Consider the following 18034-nt stretch of genomic DNA (forward strand, 5'->3'; position numbering starts at 1 on the left):
CGCCATGCAGATCGAACTGAACGGCAAGCCGCACTCGCTGCCTGAGGGCGCCACGCTGGACCAGCTCATTGCCGGGCTCTCCCTGGCCGGCAAGGCGGTGGCCGTGGCGGTGAACCGCCAGGTGGTGCCCAGCGCGCAATGGCCTGAGCGCGCGCTGGCCGAGGCCGACAAGGTAGACGTAGTGCGCGCCATCGGGGGCGGATGAACGATTGTTCCGCGGCGGCGCGCTGGAGCCTCCAGGCGCCGCCTCCCGTGGCACGCAGCTCTTACAGACAAGGAATCGACATGAACATGAACGACGCCCCCCACCTCACCGAGGACAAGGGCCTGACCATCGCCGGCAAGACCTATCGCTCACGCCTCCTGGTGGGCAGCGGCAAATACAAGGACCTCGACGAAACCCGCGCGGCGACTGTCGCCAGCGGTGCCGAGATCATCACGGTGGCGATCCGCCGCGTCAACATCGGCCAGGACCCGAATGCGCCCAGCCTGCTGGACGCCGTGCCGCCCTCCGAATTCACCATCCTGCCCAATACGGCCGGCTGCTACAACGCTGCCGATGCGGTCTACACGCTGCAACTGGCGCGCGAACTGCTGGGAGGCCACAAGCTGGTCAAGCTGGAAGTGCTGGGCGACGAGAAGACGCTCTTCCCCAACATGCCCGAAACGCTGAAGGCCGCCGAGACCCTGGTCAAGGATGGCTTCGACGTGATGGTCTATTGCAGCGACGATCCGATCCAGGCACGCATGCTGGAAGACCTTGGCGTAGCCGCCGTCATGCCGCTGGCCTCGCTGATCGGTTCGGGCATGGGCATCCTGAATCCCTGGAATCTCTCGCTCATCATCGAACAGGCGCGTGTGCCGGTGCTGGTCGATGCCGGCGTGGGCACGGCCTCCGATGCGGCGATTGCGATGGAGCTGGGCTGTGATGGCGTGCTGATGAATACCGCCATTGCCGGTGCACGCGATCCGATTCGCATGGCGCATGCCATGAAGCTGGCCGTGGAAGCGGGCCGCGAAGCCTTCCTCGCGGGACGCATCCCGCGCAAGTTTGCCGCCTCGCCCTCCTCGCCGATGGCCGGCCGCGTGGCGTGAGCATGCAGGCAGCTTATCGTTCCACGCCGCCCTGCGTGCTGGTCTTCTCCGGCTCCGACCCCAGCGGCGGGGCCGGCATGCAGGCCGATATCCCGGCCATCACGGCACTGGGTGCGCATCCCTTGTCGGTGCCGACCGCATTGACCGTGCAGGACAACGTCAGCGTCTTTGCCGTGCATGCGCTCGATCCTGACCTGGTGCGCTACCAGGCGCAGGTGCTGATCAATCGTTTCGACATCGCTGCAGTCAAGTTGGGCATTGCAGGCAGCCATGAGAATGCCGAAGTGATCGCCGGCCTGATCCGCCAATTGCGCGCACGCAATCCGCACTTGCCGGTGGTGCTCGATCCGGTACTGGCCAACGGCAAGGGCGACCAGCTCTCGCGCGACGATGCTGCGCGGGTAATCGAACCCTTGTATGAATTGGCCACCGTCATCACCCCCAACCTCAACGAGGCGCGGCGCCTGTGCGGGGATGTCGACCCGGCGCGGCAGGCGGCCCTGCTGATGGAGCGTGGCTGTGCGCATGTGCTGCTCAAGGGTGGCCATGGTCCGCAGGAGCAGGATGTGATCAATCGCTGGTACGGACAATCGTTGCGTTCCGGGTTTGCCGAAGAGGCCATCGAGAGCGCGCGCTGGCGCTGGACCCGCCTGCCCGATGAATTCCACGGCAGCGGCTGCACCCTTGCGGCCGCCCTGTCGGCCTGCCTGGCGCGCGGCCTGCCCATGCGTGAGGCCATCGACCTGGCGCAGCAGTACACGCAGCAGGCGCTGTCGACGTCCTATGCGATTGCTGACGGGCAGCGCATCCCCAATCGCGTGCCTGCCTTTGAACCTGTTATTGATGCCGCCGTCGCGGCAGGAGCCTGACATGAAACCCGAGTACGCAACGCATCTGCGTGGCCTCTACATCGTCACACCCGATTGGGATGACACCGCCCAATTGCTGGCCGCTACCGAACTGGCCTTGCAGAACGGCGCCGCGCTGGTGCAGTACCGCCACAAGACTGCCGGTGCGGAGCAGCGCCGCGCGCAAGCGTCGGCATTGCTGGCGCTGTGCCGGCAATATGATGTGCCTCTCATCATCAATGATCATGTGGACCTATGCCTGGAGATCGATGCCGATGGCATCCACGTCGGTGGTACCGATGCCTCCATTGCTGAGGTGCGCAAGGCCGTGGGGCCGGAGCGCATCGTCGGGGCCTCGTGTTACGGTACGCTGGAGCTGGCCCATGCGGCGTATCGCGATGGTGCCAGTTATGTCGCCTTCGGCGGCTTCTATCCGTCGCGCGTGAAAAAATATGATTTCCGGACCGCGCCGGAAATCATTGCGCAATCCAAGCGCGAGATCCCCTTGCCGGTGGTGGTGATCGGCGGCATCACGCTGGAGAACGCGCCGCCGCTGGTGGCCCAGGGGGCTGACATGGTGGCCGTCATCAGCAGCGTCTATCTGGTGCCGTTGGAGGAGCGCAAGACGCGGCAGTTGGTTGATCTGTATCGCTGAGGCGCATCTTTCATACTCTCTGACCGTTCGGACTGAGTAGACCCGCAGGGTCGTATCGAAGACGCACCGAAGACACATCAGCGCAGCTGCGCCTTCGATACGCGGCAGGGCGGCTACTCAGTCCGAACGGTAAGTGAATGAAAAAAATGCCGTTCAACAATTGAACGGCATTTTTCTTGGGCTAACGCCAGCAGGTCATCAGCCTTCCAGCAGGCTGCGCAGCATCCACGCATTCTTTTCATGCAGCTGCATGCGCTGGGTCAGCAGGTCGGCGGTCGGTTCGTCAGCGGCGGCATCGACGGTCGGGAAGATCGAACGTGCGGTGCGGGTCACGGCTTCCTGGCCGGCCACCAGCTGGGCGATCATCTCTTGCGCATTGGGCACGCCTTCGGCTTCGGGGATCGAAGACAGCTTGGCGAATTCCTTGTACGAACCCGGTGCCGGATAACCCAGCGCGCGGATGCGTTCAGCGATCAGGTCCACTGCCAGTGCCAGTTCGTTGTACTGGCCTTCGAACATCAGGTGCAGCGTGTTGAACATCGGACCGGTCACGTTCCAGTGGAAGTTGTGGGTCTTCAGGTACAGCGTGTAGGTGTCTGCCAGCAGCTTGGACAGGCCGTCAGCAATCTTCTTGCGGTCCTTGTCGTTGATGCCGATGTTGATCGAGGGGGCTGCCACATTCTTCTTTGCCATCATTCGCTCCTTAGCTGTTCGGTTTTTCGTAAGCGGGTACATCACATTGCGCAACACCGCGATTCTATTGCAAATCGCAAACGGACAAACTGCGACTACACAAGTATTGATGAAAGGATGGGGGCGACGTTCCCCATTTCAATCGATTTTGGAGATAAATGCACGCCTATAAATCAATCGGGCCGATAAATCAAAATCTATCGGCCCGACGTCCCATCAACTGCAACGGCAATCAGATCAGGATTTTGCGCCCTGCTGCGCACTGCGATACAGGGACAGCGACAAGGCCACGCCACCAATGGCCGCGATGGCAGCGAAGAGGAAGACCTGGGGATATCCCAGCTGTCCGGCAATGGCCCCGGCCAGCGGACCAGTGATGCCCAGCGCCAGGTCGAGGAACACCGAATACGCCGCCAGTGCCGCCCCCCGATTGGCGGGCGACACCAGGTTGACCGCTTCCACCCCCAGCGAAGGGAACACCAGTGCAAAGCCGAAGCCGGCCAGTGCCGCCCCCAGCAATGCCAGCGCGGGCGTGGTGGCGCTCCACAGCAGCAGCAGGCCGACCGATTCAGTCAGGAAGCACACCACCGCCACGCGATATCCGCCGAAGCGGGTGATGACATTGGCAAACAGCAGGCGCGCACCAACGAAGGCAGAGGAGAAGGCGGTCAGCGCAAAGGCCGCGCCGCTCCAGTGCTGATCGGCGTAATACAGGGTGATGAAGGTGGCGATCGAGCCAAAGCCGATGGTGCCGAAGGCCAGGCCCATGCCATACGCAAAGACCTTGCGCAGCACCAGCTTGAAGGACAGCTGTTCGCCTTGTACCACGGGCGTTGCCGGACCACCGCGCGCCAGCACATAGCCCAGCACGGTGAGCAGCATGCCAGTCAGGCCGATCATGGCAAAGCCCAGCGAGCGGTCCAGCACCACGCCCAGCGGCGCACCGATGGCCAAGGCGGCATAGGTGGCGATGCCATTCCAGGAGATCATCTTGGCGGTGTTCTCGGCACCTACGCGGCCCACGCCCCACATGATGGCGCCGGTGCCGACCAGGCTTTCGCCCAGGCCCAGGAAGGCGCGGCTGGCAAACAGCAGCACCAGCGACAGGAAGGGCAGCGGCTGCGCCAGCGCCGAGAGCAGCAACAGGCCGCCGCTGGCCGAACACAGCAGCATGCCGCGCATGACGGTGTGCTTGGCGCCCATGGTGTCGATCATGCGGCCGGCATTGGCGCGGCTCACGAAGGTGGCGAAATACTGCACGCTGATGCCCAGGCCCGCGATCACCGAGCTGTAGCCCAGGTCGAGGTGGATGTAACCCGGCAGCACCGCCATCGGGATGCCGATGGCCAGATAAACCAGGAAGGTGAAGAAGGCGGTGGCAATGATCCGCCGGGTGACCTTGGCCGGCGTCAGCGGACGCGGCGCGGCGGCGGGCACGGGCGTGCCGGTGGAACTGGGACTACAGGAATCGTCGGACATGGCGGGGAAGTCGGAATGTGAATCCGGAACTGCAAACCGGAATGAGCAGGCCGCGCGCGCCGGTGTGCGCGTGAACAGCCAGACCGAATTTTACTCCCGCCCTAAAAATGCTGCAGGACAGCAAAAGATTTTTGCCTGTCAATTCAGCAACTTAGTCGTTTTTGTGCGACGTCATGGCACACAAAGGCTGCAATTCAACGCTGGCAACGCAGTGCTTCGGTGGCGCGTTCGCGCACGGCGGGGGCGTAGTCGGCGCCCAGGATTTCCGCATCGAGCTCGGCCAGGTCGCGCTGCACGGCCGGTTCGCACCAGTGGCCGTTGAGGCGGGCCAGCGCCGCCAGCAGGTCGGGCGTGAGGCGGTCCAGCACCGGGCGCACCTGCAAGGCCAGGTCAGGCGGATTGGCGAAAGGCGCACGCTGCTCCACGCGCCACTGGCGGTGCAGGTCGCGTTGCACGATCTTGCCGGCTTCGAACTGGTCCTGGAAGAAGCGCCGCGTCCATGCGGCATCCAGTCCCAGTTTCTGTGCGCGGGCAGCGACGTCGTCGAGGATCACCGCCTCGCGCGCCGGATCGTCGATGGGCGCATGCGAATTCCATTTGCTGCGCGCTACCGGCGCGGCCACGTCGAGCCGGGTTTTCTGCAGGCTCAGCAATTGTTCGACATCGCTGCGCGCGGCCGGGGGCGGCGAGGTGGCGCAGGCGGTGAGCAGCAGGGTGGCGATCAGGGGAAGGACGGCGAAGCAGCGGGAAGACAGGCGGCGCATGGTCGGAAGAGTCGATTGCTGAGGTGAGTGCCGGGAAAGGCTGTGGATAAATCAACTGTGCGGCAGTATAGCGCCGCGCCTGCCCGCCCGGTCATGGCACGCGCCCTTTATAATCGCGGGATGCAAAATCTTCTCCACAACCTCAATGAAGAGCAGCTCGCCGCCGTGACGCTGCCCGCGCAATCGGCGCTGATCCTGGCCGGTGCCGGTTCCGGCAAGACCCGGGTGCTCACCACCCGCATCGCCTGGCTGATCCAGACCGGGCAGGTCTCGCCCTCGGGCATCCTGGCGGTGACCTTCACCAACAAGGCCGCCAAGGAAATGACCGCGCGCCTGTCGGGCATGCTGCCCATCAATACGCGCGGCATGTGGATCGGGACTTTCCACGGGCTGTGCAATCGCCTGCTGCGCGCGCATCACAAGGATGCCGGCCTGCCGCAGACCTTCCAGATCCTCGATACGCAGGACCAGCTCTCGGCCATCAAGCGTTTGTTGAAGCAGATGAACGTGGACGACGAGAAGTATCCGCCGCGCAACCTGATGTACTTCATCAACAGCGCCAAGGACCAGGGCCTGCGCGCCAAGGATGTGGATGCCTACGACGACTACAACCGCAAGTTCGTGGAGCTCTACGAACTCTACGACCAGCAATGCCAGCGCGAAGGCGTGGTCGATTTCGCCGAGCTGCTGTTGCGCACCTACGAATTGCTCTCGCGCAACCAGCCGCTGCGCGAGCATTACCAGGGCCGCTTCCGCCACATCCTGGTCGACGAGTTCCAGGACACCAACGACCTGCAATACAAATGGTTGAAGCTCATGGCCGGCCAGCACGGCGCGGTCTTCGCGGTGGGTGATGATGACCAGAGCATCTATGCCTTCCGTGGTGCGAACGTGGGCAACATGTCGGCCTTCGAGCAGGAATTCCATGTGGAGAACCTGATCAAGCTGGAGCAGAACTATCGCTCTCACGGCCACATCCTGGATACCGCCAACGAACTGATCGCCAACAACAGCAAGCGCCTGGGCAAGAACCTGCGCACCGATGCCGGCCACGGCGAGCAGGTGCGCGTCTATGAAGCCACCAGCGACCTGCAGGAAGCGCAGTGGATCATCGAACAGGTCAAGGACCTGATCGCCGAAGGCTGGGCGCGCAGCGAGATCGCCATCCTCTATCGTTCCAATGCGCAGTCGCGGGTGCTGGAACATGCGCTGTTCAGCTCGGCCATTCCCTATCGCGTCTATGGCGGCCAGCGCTTCTTCGAGCGCGCCGAAATCAAGCACGCGATTGCCTACCTGCAGTTGATGGACAACCTGCACAATGATTCGGCCTTCCTGCGCGTGGTCAACTTCCCCACCCGCGGCATCGGTGCCAAGGCCATGGAGTCCTTGCAGGATGCGGCGCGCCAGTATGGCTGCTCGCTCTATGCGGCCGTGCCTTACGTGGCGGGCAAGGCGGGTTCCTCGTTGAATGCCTTCATCAAGCTGATCGAAGGCGCGCGTTTCGAGACCCAGCATCTGCCCCTACCTGAAATGGTCAAGGTGGTGCTGGACCTGTCCGGCCTGATGACCCACTACCGCAACGAAAAGGAAGGCGCAGACCGCATCGAGAACCTGGAACAGCTGGTCAGTGCGGCCACGCTGTTCGTCTCGGAAGAGGGCTATGGGCTGGACGCCCCGGCCTTCCTCGGCCCGCAGGCACAGGCCACGGCCGGCACGGCCATCACCACCGCCGATGGCGTGGAAGTGCTCGATGCCGATGCGCCGCTGGTGACCATCATGTCGCCGCTGTCGGCCTTCCTCTCGCATGCCTCGCTGGAAGCCGGCGACAACCAGGCGCAGGCCGGCCAGGATGCCCTGCAGTTGATGACGGTGCACTCGGCCAAGGGCCTGGAGTTCGATGCGGTCTTCATCACCGGCATGGAAGAGGGATTGTTCCCGCACGAGAACAGCGCCAAGGAAGAGGGGGGCGTGGAAGAAGAGCGCCGCCTGATGTACGTGGCCATCACGCGGGCCAGGAAGCGTCTCTTCATGACCTTCTCGCAGACCCGCATGCTGCACGGCCAGACGCGTTACAACATGCGTTCACGCTTCTTTGACGAAATGCCCGAGCAGTCGATCAAGTGGCTCTCGCCCAAGATCGCGCAACATCACTGGTTCGCCAATCCCAAGGCAGCTTGGGATGAAGTACCGGAAGCGGGCAACAACCGGATCGCCCAGAACTTCTCGCGCCAGACCGATTCCGGCTGGCGTATTGGGCAGAACGTGTCCCATGCCAAATTCGGCGAGGGTGTCATCGTCAACATTGAAGGCGGTGGTGGAGCGGCGCGGGCGCAGATCAACTTCGGCAAGTTCGGGATGAAGTTGCTGGATCTGTCGGTGGCGAAGCTGGAGAAAATCTAAGTTTTTACGTTGCCGTTGAATTGGGTTGGAACAGTGAAACGCCCCGTTGCCTTCTGGAGTGCGACGGGGCGTTTTCCATGTCTGCTCAGGCGACTGAATTCTCCATTGTGCTGCTGGATGCACGGCGTGACCACGGACTGCAATCGTAAAATCGTAATAGAGATTCAGGCCCTTGCAACGATGGGTTTCGACGGGTAACTTGCCAGAATGACTGAAGTGGTAACAGCCCCGAACCTCGCCAGTGCATCGATCGCGGCTTCCAGTTGCGCCATCTCCTCCACCACGACGCGCACGATAAAGCAGTCTTCCCCCGTGATGCGGTCTGCATCAATCACCTCTGGCATTGACGCGAAGGCGAGCAAGCAGCGTTTGATCTCCGCGTGGGTCGTGCGAATCCGCACCAATGCGGAGATATGGTGTCCCACCAAGCCCGGATTTATTTTTGCCGCGTAGCCTTCGATGACACCCCGGTCTTCCAATTTCTTGATACGTGCGGTGACGGCAGGTTGAGATAAACCGATCTGCTTTCCCAGTTCCGTATTGCTGATGCGCGCATTGTGTTGAAGCGCCTCCAAGATGCGCCAATCCAGGCGGTCCAGCGCATCCCCTTTGATTTCATTCGTAGACTCACTCATCTTTTGTTGATTCATTCAGCTGAGGCCTTCAATTCATTCGAAGGTTCATGGTGCCTGAATTCCGTTCTTCATACAATGAGCGCTGTTTCATCAATGGAGACTTCGCAAATGCATCCTTCCGTCCTTCTGGTTCCTGGTATCGGCAACTCCGGCCCTTCGCACTGGCAGAGCTTGTGGCAGTCTTCACATCCGAATTGGCGGCGCCTCATGGTCGACAATTGGGACAACGTTGAATGCGAAGACTGGGTATCCGCACTGGAGCGACAACTTGTCAATGCTCCTGAAGACACCCTGCTGGTAGCCCATAGCCTGGGATGTCTGGCGGTGGCACATTGGGCTGCACAAACGCAGAAGAAGCTCGGTGGCGCCTTGCTGGTGGCCGTTCCCGATCCTGCCTCTGCTTCATTTCCACGTAGCGCGGCGCGTGGATTCTCGCCACTGCCTTCACAACCATTGAGGTTTCCGACGCTGGTCGTCTGCAGCACCGACGATCCCTACGGTAGCGTTGACCATGGCCGAGAATGCGCCAATGCCTGGGGCAGCGAGTTCGTCGTGGTCGGAGCGAAGGGACATCTGAATGCTGAAAGCAACCTGGGTGCCTGGCCGCAAGGGCTAGATTTGCTCGCAAGATTATCCTCTTCGATCGATGGTGGCCAAGGGAATCGATGAAACCTGGGGGCAACTTACACTTTCGCGCCGACGATGTCATCCCTGAAGCCATCAGATCAAAACCCCCGTTGGCGCTCCTGCTTCAGCCAAGCCTTGATCTGCTGCACATCCGCAAATGACGCCAACGCCGCCCGCAGCGCTTTGCCGTCTTCCCGCATCCAGGTCATTTCCTTGTTCAGGTCGCGCACGATGCCTTTGGGTGAGACGCGCGCATAGGGTGGCATGCCATAGCTCTGCTTGAAATGCTGTTCTACGTGAGATAGTTCCTGATCCAGCTCCACCAGTTGTTCCTTGAGGATCTGGTTGTAATGCTTCAATCGTTCCGCGCTGATGCCGTTCAACGCATCCTGGTCGATATGCTCCAGTTCCAGTTGGAGTTCAAGCAGTCTCAGCAGGTCGTTCTTTTCGTAGGCCTGGTTGACCTGCTGCATCAGCTGGGTCTTGCGGTCACGCTCGGCGGCGTCGGGTTCGCGGTCGGGATGCAAGGCGCTGGCGAGCTTGCGGTAGACCGCACGGATGGATTGGCTCAGTTCGATGCGCTCCGACTCAAGTTTTACTTCCGCTGCCCGCTGCCGCGGTGATTTCTTGCGGCTCGCGCGGCGCTCCTCGCGCGCTTGCGCCGCCGCCATTTCCTCCCGCTCCTTCTGTTCGAGCATGGCCTCCATTTTCTGCATGATCTCTTCCGGCGTCGCACTGCCAAGATCGTCGCCGAGATCGATGTCCAGCATCTCTTCGATCACCTGCTTGACCTCGTGGAGTTCCTCTTCGGCCTCACGATCATAGTCAGACGCACTGTGCTGGTTGTAGATGAGCTTGAGTTCAGGATCGTCCTGCTTTCCAAGCAGGCGATGCGCCATGTCGGCAATCATTTCCGAGAGCATGGTGCGCTCACCCTTGGTCAATCCCTTTTGTGGCCATGCTTCATGCAGGCGCCGGACCAGCTTGCCATTGAGTTCTTGTAGCTCCCGGTCCAGCGGCACGAATTGATCGACATATTTTTTTTGGAAGTCGGCCATGGCATTCTCCCATTCCGCCAGGCCAGCGCGCCGCTTGCCAATCTGCTTGATGAGGTCATTGAACTTCTTCTGGGCGGGCGACAGGGGGACTTCCTGTTCGGTGTCGTCAATACTGATGGCGCGCAGGTGTGGCTTGGTCATGGGGTAGGGGACTGACTTGGAAACCAGAATTTTAACCGGGTCCGCGACAAGCCAGATGCGTACCTTGGGGCTGGCGCCTTGTGCACTGGGCGGGCGTTGGTGAAGGAACTGGCAAGGGCCCAGACCAGGTGCGGCCGGGAGGACAGGCCTCCCGGCCGGGGTGAAGTTTTCTGTAAATTTGCCTCAGCCGCGCTCGATCATGGCTTGCACTTCATCCCAGGTCGCCGCATAGGCCCCGGCCTTGGAAGCGGCAATGGCCGCACCGGCCGCCGCACATTGCAGGTGGACCTGCGCGGGGGCCGCAGGCTGGCGCAACTGGCTGGCGATCCAGCCACCCATGGAGGCGTCGCCGCAGCCCACCGTGTCGACCACCTCGACGCGATAGGCGGGCTGGTCGATGACCTGCCCGCCCTTGATCCACTGCATGCCCTTGGCACCCAGCGTGTAGAGGATTTCCGCCTGCGGCGCCAGCGCTTGCAGCGTGGCCAGCGCATTGCCGTCGCCGGGGAAGAGGCGCTCCAGGTCTTCGTCGGACACCTTCACGTAATGCGACAGCGACAGCAGTTGCTGCAACAGGATGCGATACGAAGGGCTGTCCATGAGCTTGCGCCAGTTGGGATCGAAGGCGATCTTCTTGTTGCGCAGCGCCGCTTCCTGGGCGATCTGCAGCAGGCGCGAGGCCAGCGGTTCGCGGGTCAGGCTGATGCAGCCGAAGTGCAGCACGCGGGCCTCGTCCATCCAGCCGGCGGGCAGGCGTTGCGGATCAAAATGCAGGTCGGCGCTGTCGTCGCCGATGAAGAAGTAATCAGGCGGCGTGGTCGAGGTCACCATGGCCAGCAGCGGTGCCTTGGCGTGCTGCTGGGTGAAACGCATGTCCAGTCCGGCCGCTTCGGTGAGCGCATACAGCTCGGCGCCGAAGACGTCGGTACTGACGCTGCCGGCATATCCGGTGGCCACACCCAGGCGGGCGGCGGCGCGTGCCACGTTCCAGCAGGCGCCACCAGGAATGGCGCGCCACTGGCCGTCAGGCTGGCGGATGAAATCGGTGAGGGCTTCGCCGAAGACGACGAATGCGGCGCTCTGGGTCATGCTGGTCTCCGTGGGCTAGTCGTTATGTGGGTCAGGAATGGCTTGTCGATTCAATCTTGCAAGGCGTGGCGCGCGCAGGTCTCATCGGTCACCAGGCCGGTGAGCCAACCGCCGCGCAGGGCCGCACGCACGGCGTCGGCTTTCTTGCTGCCGCCGGAGAGCGCGATCACCGGCCGCTGCGGTGCCTGTGCCAGCGGCGGCGTGGTCACGCGCGCAGCCAGCGAAGAGGGCAGCATGACGCCGTCGATGTCGAAAGCGTGGCAGATCATCTCGCCTACCGCCCCCTGGCGCTGCAGGTCGGCCACTTCTTCATCGTCGATGAAACCGTCTTCGTGCATCGCGCCCTGCAAGGCGATGGTGCCGATGCCCAGGAAAGTCACATCGGCGCGCTCGGCCAGGCCGGTCACGATCTTGTAGGCGCGGTGGTTGCACCATTGCTGGCGGTCGCGTTCACTTTCGGCCACGCGCGGGGCGGGCAGCAGGTAGAAGCGCGCGCCCAGTTTTTCTGCGGCCTGCAGGGCCACGTCGTAGCGGTTGGCCGAACCGTCGGAGGCGAAAGCACCAATCATCGAGACGATCTGGTGCTGCGGGCGCTCCAGTTCCGACAGGCGCTCGATGGCCGCCTTGAGCGTGCGGCCCGAGCCGACGTTGACCACCAGCGGTGCTTCCGAACTGAGGTATTGCTCCATCACCTCGGCCCCGGCTACCGCCAGCATCTGCTGCACTTCCTGCGATTCGTTGGGATTGCCCGCGCCGCCTGCGCCGGGCACCACGCGGCACACCTCCAGCCCGTAGCGCTCCTGCAGGCCCTGCGCCAGTTCCAGGCAGGAAGAGACCGGATGCGTGATCTGCACTTTCACCAGGTTGGCATCGGCCGCATAGGCCACCATGCGCTGCGCCATTTGGCGCGAGATACCGAGCCGCTCGGCAATTTCATTCTGGGTGTTGCCGGCCACGTAGTACATCCACGCGGCACGCGCCGCCAGGTCCAGTTTGGATGCGCTGCTAGACATGTTCTCCTCGCCAGCCGGCCCGGCCCTGCAGGTGCAGGCGGGCGTGTGCTGTTGCTGTGATGTTGGTTGCGCGGGAGTTCGCGCTGAACTCCCTGTTGGGTCGCCATTTTACGGCGACTTGGCGCCTCCATTATTGCCAAGCTTGGGCAAATGCTCAATCGAAAAGCAAATGCTTGACACGACTTCGAGAATCGATGAATATTTGCCCATAAAAATAATATTTGCTCAAAAAGTCGTTCACGAAAACCGCCTTCCCCTGCATGTGTGCACGGGCCTCACCGGCCGCTGCCACCCAGGAAGACGTGCAGGAGGGCACATAACATTCGGAGACCAGCATGTCCAAACTCGTGCGCACCCGTGCGTCCGGCGCTACCCGCATTCGCTTCACCCTGGCCGCTGCGGCCGTCTCGGCCCTGTTTGCCACCGGCCTGGCGCAAGCCGAGCCGGTGACGTTGAACATTGCGTCCATCAACAACCCCGACATGATCGAACTGCAGAAGCTGGCACCGGCGTTCGAGAAGGCCAATCCCGACATCAAGCTGCGCTGGGTCACGATGGAAGAAAGCGTGCTGCGCCAGCGCCTGACCACCGACATCGCCACCAACAGCGGCCAGTTCGACCTGATGACCATCGGTGCGTATGAAGCGCCGATCTGGGCCAAGAAGGGCTGGCTGGCACCGATGAGCGGCCTGCCGGCAGACTACGATGAGGCCGATCTCATCAAGCCGGTGCGCGAGGGCCTGACCGTCGATGGCAAGCTCTATGCGCTGCCCTTCTACGCCGAAAGCTCGATGACCTACTACCGCAAGGATCTCTTCGAGCAGAAGAAGCTGACCATGCCGCAGCATCCGACCTGGGACGAAGTCGCCAAGCTGGCCGCGCAATTGCATGACCCGGCCAAGGGCGTCTACGGCATCTGCCTGCGCGGCCGTGCCGGCTGGGGCGAGAACATGGCCATCATCACCACCATGGCCAATGCCTGGGGTGGCCGCTGGTTCGACGAGCAATGGCAGCCGCAGCTGTCTTCGCCGGAATGGAAGAAATCGGTCAACTTCTACGTCGACCTGATGCGCAAGTACGGGCCCCCGGGCGCCAGCTCCAACGGTTTCAATGAAAACCTGGTGCTGTTCTCCAGCGGCAAGTGCGGCATGTGGGTCGATGCCACGGTGGCGGCCGGCATGCTCTATCACGGCAAGGATTCCAAGGTGGCCGACAAGACCGCCTTCGCTCCCTCGCCGCAGCAGGTGACCGACAAGGGTTCGCACTGGTTGTGGATCTGGTCGCTGGCCGTGCCGAAGTCCTCCAAGTCGCAGGACGCCGCCAAGAAGTTCGCCGCCTGGGCCACCTCCAAGGAATACATCAACCTGGTGGCCAAGGATTCCGGCTGGGCGCTGGTGCCGCCGGGTACGCGCAATTCGACCTACGCGTCGGCTGAGTACAAGAAGGTCTCGCCCTTCTCCGACTTCGTGCTCGATGCGATCCAGACGGCCGACGCCAACAAGCCGACCTTGAAACCGGTGCCTTATACCGGCGTGCAGTTCGCCACCATCCCCGAGTTCCAGTCGATCGGCACCGTGACCGGCCAGGCCATTGCCGGTGCACTGGCCGGCAAGACCAGCGCGGATGCCGCCCTGGATGCCGCGCAGGCGCAGGCGGTGCGGATGATGCGCCAGGGCCGCTACATCAAGTAAGCCCGGCCGCTTGTGGTTCCGCCGGCATGCAGCCCGTGCTGCATGCTCCGCGCGCGATGTGACCGTCATGCCTGCATGACGACCGCATCGCGCCGTTCTCCCCGGCTGTCTGCACCTTGCGTGCGCCGCCCGGATTGAAATGCCGAGGCCCTCATGTCCACGATCCACTCCACCCAGGTGTCGTCCACCTCACCGATGATGCAGAGTTCTTCCCAGCCTGCCGCGCGCCGGCAGCAGAGCAGTCCGCCGCGCAAGGAGCGCTTCAATCCCATCCGCCTGATGCAGACGCCGTCGGTGCTGATCCTGCTGGCGTGGATGATCGTTCCGCTGGTGATGACCATCTATTTTTCGGTCAATCGCTACAACCTGATGGCCCCGGACCAAACCGGTTTCGTGGGTCTGGAAAACTATATCTTCCTGTTGCAGGATCCGGCCTTCTGGCCTTCCATCGGCAACACCGCACTGCTGATCGGTTCGGTACTGGCCATCAGTGTCATCGGCGGCACCCTGCTGGCGGTGCTGTTCGACCAGCCGTTCCGCGGGCGCGGCATTGCGCGCCTCCTGGTGATCGGCCCCTTCTTCGTCATGCCCACCGTGGCCGCGCTGATCTGGAAGAACATGATCATGCATCCGGTCTACGGCATCCTGGCCTATGTGATGCGGCACCTGGGGCTGGAGCCCATCGACTGGCTGGCCGAGTACCCCATGCTGTCGGTCATCATCATTGTGGCCTGGCAGTGGATTCCGTTTGCCTTCCTGATCCTGCTCACCGCGCTGCAGTCGCTCGATACTGACCAGAAGGAAGCGGCCCAGCTCGACGGCGCGGGGCCGGTACGCATCTTCTTCTACATCGTCCTGCCGCACCTCAAGCGCGCCATCACGGTGGTCATCATGATCGAGACCATTTTCCTGCTCTCGGTCTTCGCGGAAATCTTCACCACCACGGCAGGCGGCCCGGGCACGGCCACCACCAACCTGACCTTCCTGGTCTATTCGATCGGCCTGCAGCAGTTCGACATCGGCATCGCTTCGGCGGGCGGCATCTTCGCAGTCGTGCTGGCCAACATCGTCTCGTTCTTCCTGGTGCGCATGCTGGCCAGGAACCTCAAGGGAGTCAACGAAAAATGAGCGATCCAAAGAAAAGCCCCCTGTGGGTGGCGGTGCTGGGCTGGGCCTGCGCCATCGTGCTGTTCTTCCCCATCTTCTGGGTGGCGGTCACGGCCTTCAAGACCGAGTCCCAGGCCTATACGCCCTCGCTGGTCTTCCTGCCAACGCTGGAGACCTTCCGCGAAGTCTTCAGCCGCAGCCACTACCTGGGCTATGTGCAGAATTCTCTGATCGTCTCGCTGGGGTCGACGCTGCTGTCGCTGCTGCTGGCGGTGCCGGCGGCGTATTCGATGGCCTTCTTCCCGACCGGCCGCACCCAGAAGCTGCTGCTGTGGATGCTGTCGACCAAGATGATGCCGGCCGTGGGCGTACTGATCCCCATCTATCTGCTGGCCAAGAACACGGGCCTGCTTGATACGGTAACGGGGTTGACCCTCATCTATACGCTCATCAACCTGCCCATCGCGGTGTGGATGGCCTTCACCTACTTCAATGACGTGCCCAAGGAAATCCTCGAAGCGGCCCGTATCGATGGTGCCAACGCCTGGCAGGAAATGATTTACCTGCTCCTGCCGACGGCCATGCCGGGCCTGGCTTCCACGGCCTTGCTGCTGATCATCCTGTCGTGGAATGAAGCCTTCTGGAGCCTGAACCTCACCAGCGTCAACGCGGCGCCGCTGACGGTGTTCATCGCCTCCTATTCCAATCCGGAAGGCCTGTTCTGGGCCAAGCTGTCGGCCGCCTCGCTGCTGGCGATCGCCCCGATCATGGCGCTGGGCTGGCTGGCGCAGAAGCAGCTGGTGCGCGGCCTGACCTTCGGGGCGGTGAAGTGATGATGGCGCGCCAGGCGATCACCCATCTGGTCTGCGACTGCGACGGCGTGCTGCTCGACAGCGAGAGCATTGCCCTGCGTGTGCTGCATCGCGAATTGCTGCCGCTGCTGCCGGCCTGGAGCGGTGCCGACGACGATGGCGAGCAGGAAGAGCAGCGCAGCCAGGCCCTGCACACCGCCATCGCGCATCGCCTGGGCATGTACACCGACATCCTGCTGGGCGAAGTCGATGTGGAATTCGAACTGGGCCTGGATGCCGCCGCTGCCGAGCGCATCCACCAGGCCGTGGCCGTGGCCTGCGGCGAACAAGCGCAGCCGGTGCCGGGCGTGGTGGAGGCCTTGCAGGCCATCCGTTTGCCGCGTGCGGTGGCCAGCAACAGCGATGCGCCGCGCATCGAAGCAGGCTTGCGCCGCTGCGGCCTGTATCCGCAATTTGCCGGCCGCATCTACAGCGGCCATGACGTGGCCCATCCCAAACCGGCACCGGATGTGTATCTGGCGGCAGCGGCAGGCTTCAACGTTGACCCGGCGCGCTGTGTGGCGGTCGATGACAGCGTCACCGGCGTGCGCGCGGCAGTGGCGGCCGGCATGCACGTGCTGGGCTTTACCGGCGTGGCGCACGACCGCAAGGCAATGGCCCGCAAGCTGAAGGATGCCGGCGCGCATCAGGTATTCGAGGACATGAAGCAGTTTCCGCAACTGGTGAGTGAATTGATCTGGCTGCGCTGAGCAAAGAGCGCGCAGTCCCCCTACAAGAGAACGAGGAGAACCCCATGGCAGCCGTGAGCATCAGGAACCTGGCCAAGCGCTACGACGACAACGAAGTCATGCGCGACATCAATCTGGAAATCGAGGATGGCGAATTCGTCGTCTTCGTCGGCCCCTCTGGCTGCGGCAAGTCGACCTTGCTGCGCATGATCGCCGGCCTGGAAGAGATCAGCGATGGCGACCTCGATATCGGCACGCGCCGCATGAACGACGTGCCTGCGTCCAAGCGCGGGGTGGCCATGGTGTTCCAGTCCTATGCGCTGTATCCGCACATGAGCCTGTACGACAACATGGCCTTTGGCCTCAAGATCGCCGGCAAGTCCAAGGCCGAGATCGATGCCGCCGTCCAGCATGCGGCCAAGATCCTGCACATCGATCACCTGCTGGACCGCAAGCCGCGTGCGCTCTCCGGCGGCCAGCGCCAGCGTGTTGCCATTGGCCGCGCTATCACGCGCCAGCCCAGCGTGTTCCTCTTCGATGAGCCGCTGTCGAACCTCGATGCCGCGCTGCGCGTGAAGATGCGCCTGGAATTCGCCAAGCTGCATGATGACTTGAAGACCACCATGATCTACGTCACCCACGACCAGATCGAGGCCATGACCCTGGCCGACAAGATCGTGGTGCTCTCCGAAGGCCGCATCGAACAGGTCGGTTCGCCCCAGCAGCTGTATCACCATCCGGCCAATCGCTTCGTGGCCGGCTTCATCGGTTCGCCCAAGATGAACTTCATCGAGGGCACCGTGGCCGCCGTGCAGGCCGATGGCGTGCAGGTGCAATTGCCCGGGGGCGGGCTGCAATGGGCTGCGGTTGACGGCAGCACGCTGCAAGCGGGGCAGAAGGTCACGCTGGGCGTGCGTCCCGAGCATCTCAACATCGCGCAGGGCCAGGCCGCGCTGCAGGCACGCTGCACGGCGCTGGAGCTGCTGGGCGATTTCTCTTACCTCTATGCAGCCTATGAAGGCAGCGACGATGCGCTGATCCTGCGCGTGCCCGACAGCCTCGATGCGCCACATGGCAGCGTCCTGCAGCTGGCTGCCGATCCGGCGCGCTGCCATCTGTTCGGTGCCGACGGCCAGGCCTTGCCGCGCCTGGCATCGAGCGTGGCTACGCCGCGCCAGCATTGATCCCTTTGCACATTC

Annotated in this window: 17 protein-coding genes and 1 pseudogene; 11 read left to right on the forward strand and 7 right to left on the reverse strand. The window is 62.7% G+C overall.

The features are described 5' to 3' along the window. The first annotated feature begins 4 nt into the window (after positions 1–4). The 4 genes from thiS to thiE all read left to right on the forward strand — a co-directional run bounded on the left by thiS (position 5) and on the right by thiE (position 2598). A complete protein-coding gene (gene thiS / locus FYB76_RS06815; RefSeq protein WP_154133106.1) occupies positions 5–205 on the forward strand; it encodes a sulfur carrier protein ThiS in 201 nt (66 codons plus the stop codon). 80 nt (positions 206–285) lie between these two features. Then, positions 286–1095: a thiazole synthase gene (locus tag FYB76_RS06820; protein ID WP_154133107.1), complete on the forward strand. Its 810-nt coding sequence runs from the start codon at positions 286–288 to the stop codon at positions 1093–1095. Between the two features lie 2 nt (positions 1096–1097). After that, complete coding sequence (locus FYB76_RS06825; protein WP_154133108.1) at positions 1098–1964, forward strand: hydroxymethylpyrimidine/phosphomethylpyrimidine kinase; 867 nt, start codon at positions 1098–1100, stop codon at positions 1962–1964. Between the two features lies 1 nt (position 1965). Further along, positions 1966–2598: a thiamine phosphate synthase gene (gene thiE / locus FYB76_RS06830; RefSeq protein ID WP_154133109.1), complete on the forward strand. Its 633-nt coding sequence runs from the start codon at positions 1966–1968 to the stop codon at positions 2596–2598. 198 nt (positions 2599–2796) lie between these two features. Here the strand turns inward: thiE and FYB76_RS06835 are convergent, their stop codons facing one another. The 3 genes from FYB76_RS06835 to aroQ all read right to left on the reverse strand — a co-directional run bounded on the left by FYB76_RS06835 (position 2797) and on the right by aroQ (position 5534). After that, positions 2797–3291 carry a Dps family protein gene (locus tag FYB76_RS06835; RefSeq protein WP_008334773.1) on the reverse strand — a complete coding sequence of 165 codons (495 nt, stop codon included), beginning with the start codon at positions 3289–3291 and terminating at the stop codon, positions 2797–2799. Between the two features lie 237 nt (positions 3292–3528). After that, a complete protein-coding gene (locus FYB76_RS06840; RefSeq protein WP_154133110.1) occupies positions 3529–4770 on the reverse strand; it encodes an MFS transporter in 1242 nt (413 codons plus the stop codon). A 194-nt stretch (positions 4771–4964) separates the two neighbouring features. After that, complete coding sequence (gene aroQ, locus FYB76_RS06845; RefSeq protein ID WP_154133111.1) at positions 4965–5534, reverse strand: gamma subclass chorismate mutase AroQ; 570 nt, start codon at positions 5532–5534, stop codon at positions 4965–4967. 120 nt (positions 5535–5654) lie between these two features. Between aroQ and FYB76_RS06850 the strand changes: the two genes are divergently transcribed. Then, positions 5655–7934 (forward strand): UvrD-helicase domain-containing protein, encoded by a 2280-nt coding sequence (locus FYB76_RS06850; protein WP_154133112.1) that lies wholly within the window; start codon positions 5655–5657, stop codon positions 7932–7934. Positions 7935–8098: 164 nt separating this feature from the next. Here the strand turns inward: FYB76_RS06850 and FYB76_RS06855 are convergent, their stop codons facing one another. Next, a complete protein-coding gene (locus FYB76_RS06855) occupies positions 8099–8584 on the reverse strand; it encodes an Lrp/AsnC family transcriptional regulator (protein WP_229296901.1) in 486 nt (161 codons plus the stop codon). Between the two features lie 93 nt (positions 8585–8677). On the opposite strand from FYB76_RS06855, the gene FYB76_RS06860 reads away from it, so the two are divergent. Then, complete coding sequence (locus FYB76_RS06860) at positions 8678–9238, forward strand: alpha/beta hydrolase (RefSeq protein WP_195724585.1); 561 nt, start codon at positions 8678–8680, stop codon at positions 9236–9238. A gap of 56 nt (positions 9239–9294) precedes the next feature. Here the strand turns inward: FYB76_RS06860 and FYB76_RS06865 are convergent, their stop codons facing one another. The 3 genes from FYB76_RS06865 to FYB76_RS06875 form a co-directional block, all read right to left on the reverse strand. Then, entirely contained in the window at positions 9295–10395 is a 1101-nt protein-coding gene (locus FYB76_RS06865) for a J domain-containing protein (protein WP_154133113.1), read from the reverse strand. Positions 10396–10578: 183 nt separating this feature from the next. Further along, positions 10579–11484 (reverse strand): carbohydrate kinase, encoded by a 906-nt coding sequence (locus FYB76_RS06870; protein ID WP_154133114.1) that lies wholly within the window; start codon positions 11482–11484, stop codon positions 10579–10581. A gap of 50 nt (positions 11485–11534) precedes the next feature. Continuing rightward, positions 11535–12497: a sugar-binding transcriptional regulator gene (locus tag FYB76_RS06875; RefSeq protein WP_145606195.1), complete on the reverse strand. Its 963-nt coding sequence runs from the start codon at positions 12495–12497 to the stop codon at positions 11535–11537. Positions 12498–12832: 335 nt separating this feature from the next. On the opposite strand from FYB76_RS06875, the gene FYB76_RS06880 reads away from it, so the two are divergent. The 5 genes and pseudogenes from FYB76_RS06880 (at position 12833) to FYB76_RS06900 (ending at position 18019) form a co-directional block, all read left to right on the forward strand. Then, positions 12833–14188: a sugar ABC transporter substrate-binding protein gene (locus FYB76_RS06880; protein ID WP_154133115.1), complete on the forward strand. Its 1356-nt coding sequence runs from the start codon at positions 12833–12835 to the stop codon at positions 14186–14188. A gap of 153 nt (positions 14189–14341) precedes the next feature. Further along, on the forward strand, positions 14342–15316 hold the full coding sequence (locus FYB76_RS06885) for a carbohydrate ABC transporter permease (RefSeq protein ID WP_154133116.1): 975 nt from the start codon (positions 14342–14344) through the stop codon (positions 15314–15316). A 32-nt stretch (positions 15317–15348) separates the two neighbouring features. After that, positions 15349–16128 (forward strand): annotated as a pseudogene (locus FYB76_RS06890) (carbohydrate ABC transporter permease); the annotation flags it as partial. Beyond that, positions 16128–16856: an HAD family phosphatase gene (locus FYB76_RS06895; protein ID WP_154133118.1), complete on the forward strand. Its 729-nt coding sequence runs from the start codon at positions 16128–16130 to the stop codon at positions 16854–16856. The pseudogene FYB76_RS06890 and the gene FYB76_RS06895, both read left to right, overlap by 1 nt. A 44-nt stretch (positions 16857–16900) precedes the next feature. After that, the gene (locus FYB76_RS06900) at positions 16901–18019 is read left to right on the forward strand and encodes an ABC transporter ATP-binding protein (protein WP_154133119.1); all 1119 of its coding nucleotides are present in this window, start codon (positions 16901–16903) and stop codon (positions 18017–18019) included. Positions 18020–18034: the final 15 nt, after the last annotated feature.

Source organism: Herbaspirillum sp. CAH-3, from assembly GCF_009668275.1.
Taxonomy (GTDB): Bacteria; Pseudomonadota; Gammaproteobacteria; order Burkholderiales; family Burkholderiaceae_D; genus Herbaspirillum; species Herbaspirillum aquaticum.

Excerpts from the sequence above, each read along its gene's own strand:
- thiS (WP_154133106.1), top strand. The coding sequence starts at position 5 with ATGCAGATCGAACTGAACGGCAAGCCGCACTCGCTGCCTGAGGGCGCC.
- FYB76_RS06820 (WP_154133107.1), top strand. The coding sequence starts at position 286 with ATGAACATGAACGACGCCCCCCACCTCACCGAGGACAAGGGCCTGACC.
- FYB76_RS06825 (WP_154133108.1), top strand. The coding sequence starts at position 1,098 with ATGCAGGCAGCTTATCGTTCCACGCCGCCCTGCGTGCTGGTCTTCTCC.
- thiE (WP_154133109.1), top strand. The coding sequence starts at position 1,966 with ATGAAACCCGAGTACGCAACGCATCTGCGTGGCCTCTACATCGTCACA.
- FYB76_RS06835 (WP_008334773.1), bottom strand. The coding sequence starts at position 3,291 with ATGGCAAAGAAGAATGTGGCAGCCCCCTCGATCAACATCGGCATCAAC.
- FYB76_RS06840 (WP_154133110.1), bottom strand. The coding sequence starts at position 4,770 with ATGTCCGACGATTCCTGTAGTCCCAGTTCCACCGGCACGCCCGTGCCC.
- aroQ (WP_154133111.1), bottom strand. The coding sequence starts at position 5,534 with ATGCGCCGCCTGTCTTCCCGCTGCTTCGCCGTCCTTCCCCTGATCGCC.
- FYB76_RS06850 (WP_154133112.1), top strand. The coding sequence starts at position 5,655 with ATGCAAAATCTTCTCCACAACCTCAATGAAGAGCAGCTCGCCGCCGTG.
- FYB76_RS06855 (WP_229296901.1), bottom strand. The coding sequence starts at position 8,584 with ATGAATCAACAAAAGATGAGTGAGTCTACGAATGAAATCAAAGGGGAT.
- FYB76_RS06860 (WP_195724585.1), top strand. The coding sequence starts at position 8,678 with ATGCATCCTTCCGTCCTTCTGGTTCCTGGTATCGGCAACTCCGGCCCT.
- FYB76_RS06865 (WP_154133113.1), bottom strand. The coding sequence starts at position 10,395 with ATGACCAAGCCACACCTGCGCGCCATCAGTATTGACGACACCGAACAG.
- FYB76_RS06870 (WP_154133114.1), bottom strand. The coding sequence starts at position 11,484 with ATGACCCAGAGCGCCGCATTCGTCGTCTTCGGCGAAGCCCTCACCGAT.
- FYB76_RS06875 (WP_145606195.1), bottom strand. The coding sequence starts at position 12,497 with ATGTCTAGCAGCGCATCCAAACTGGACCTGGCGGCGCGTGCCGCGTGG.
- FYB76_RS06880 (WP_154133115.1), top strand. The coding sequence starts at position 12,833 with ATGTCCAAACTCGTGCGCACCCGTGCGTCCGGCGCTACCCGCATTCGC.
- FYB76_RS06885 (WP_154133116.1), top strand. The coding sequence starts at position 14,342 with ATGTCCACGATCCACTCCACCCAGGTGTCGTCCACCTCACCGATGATG.
- FYB76_RS06895 (WP_154133118.1), top strand. The coding sequence starts at position 16,128 with ATGATGGCGCGCCAGGCGATCACCCATCTGGTCTGCGACTGCGACGGC.
- FYB76_RS06900 (WP_154133119.1), top strand. The coding sequence starts at position 16,901 with ATGGCAGCCGTGAGCATCAGGAACCTGGCCAAGCGCTACGACGACAAC.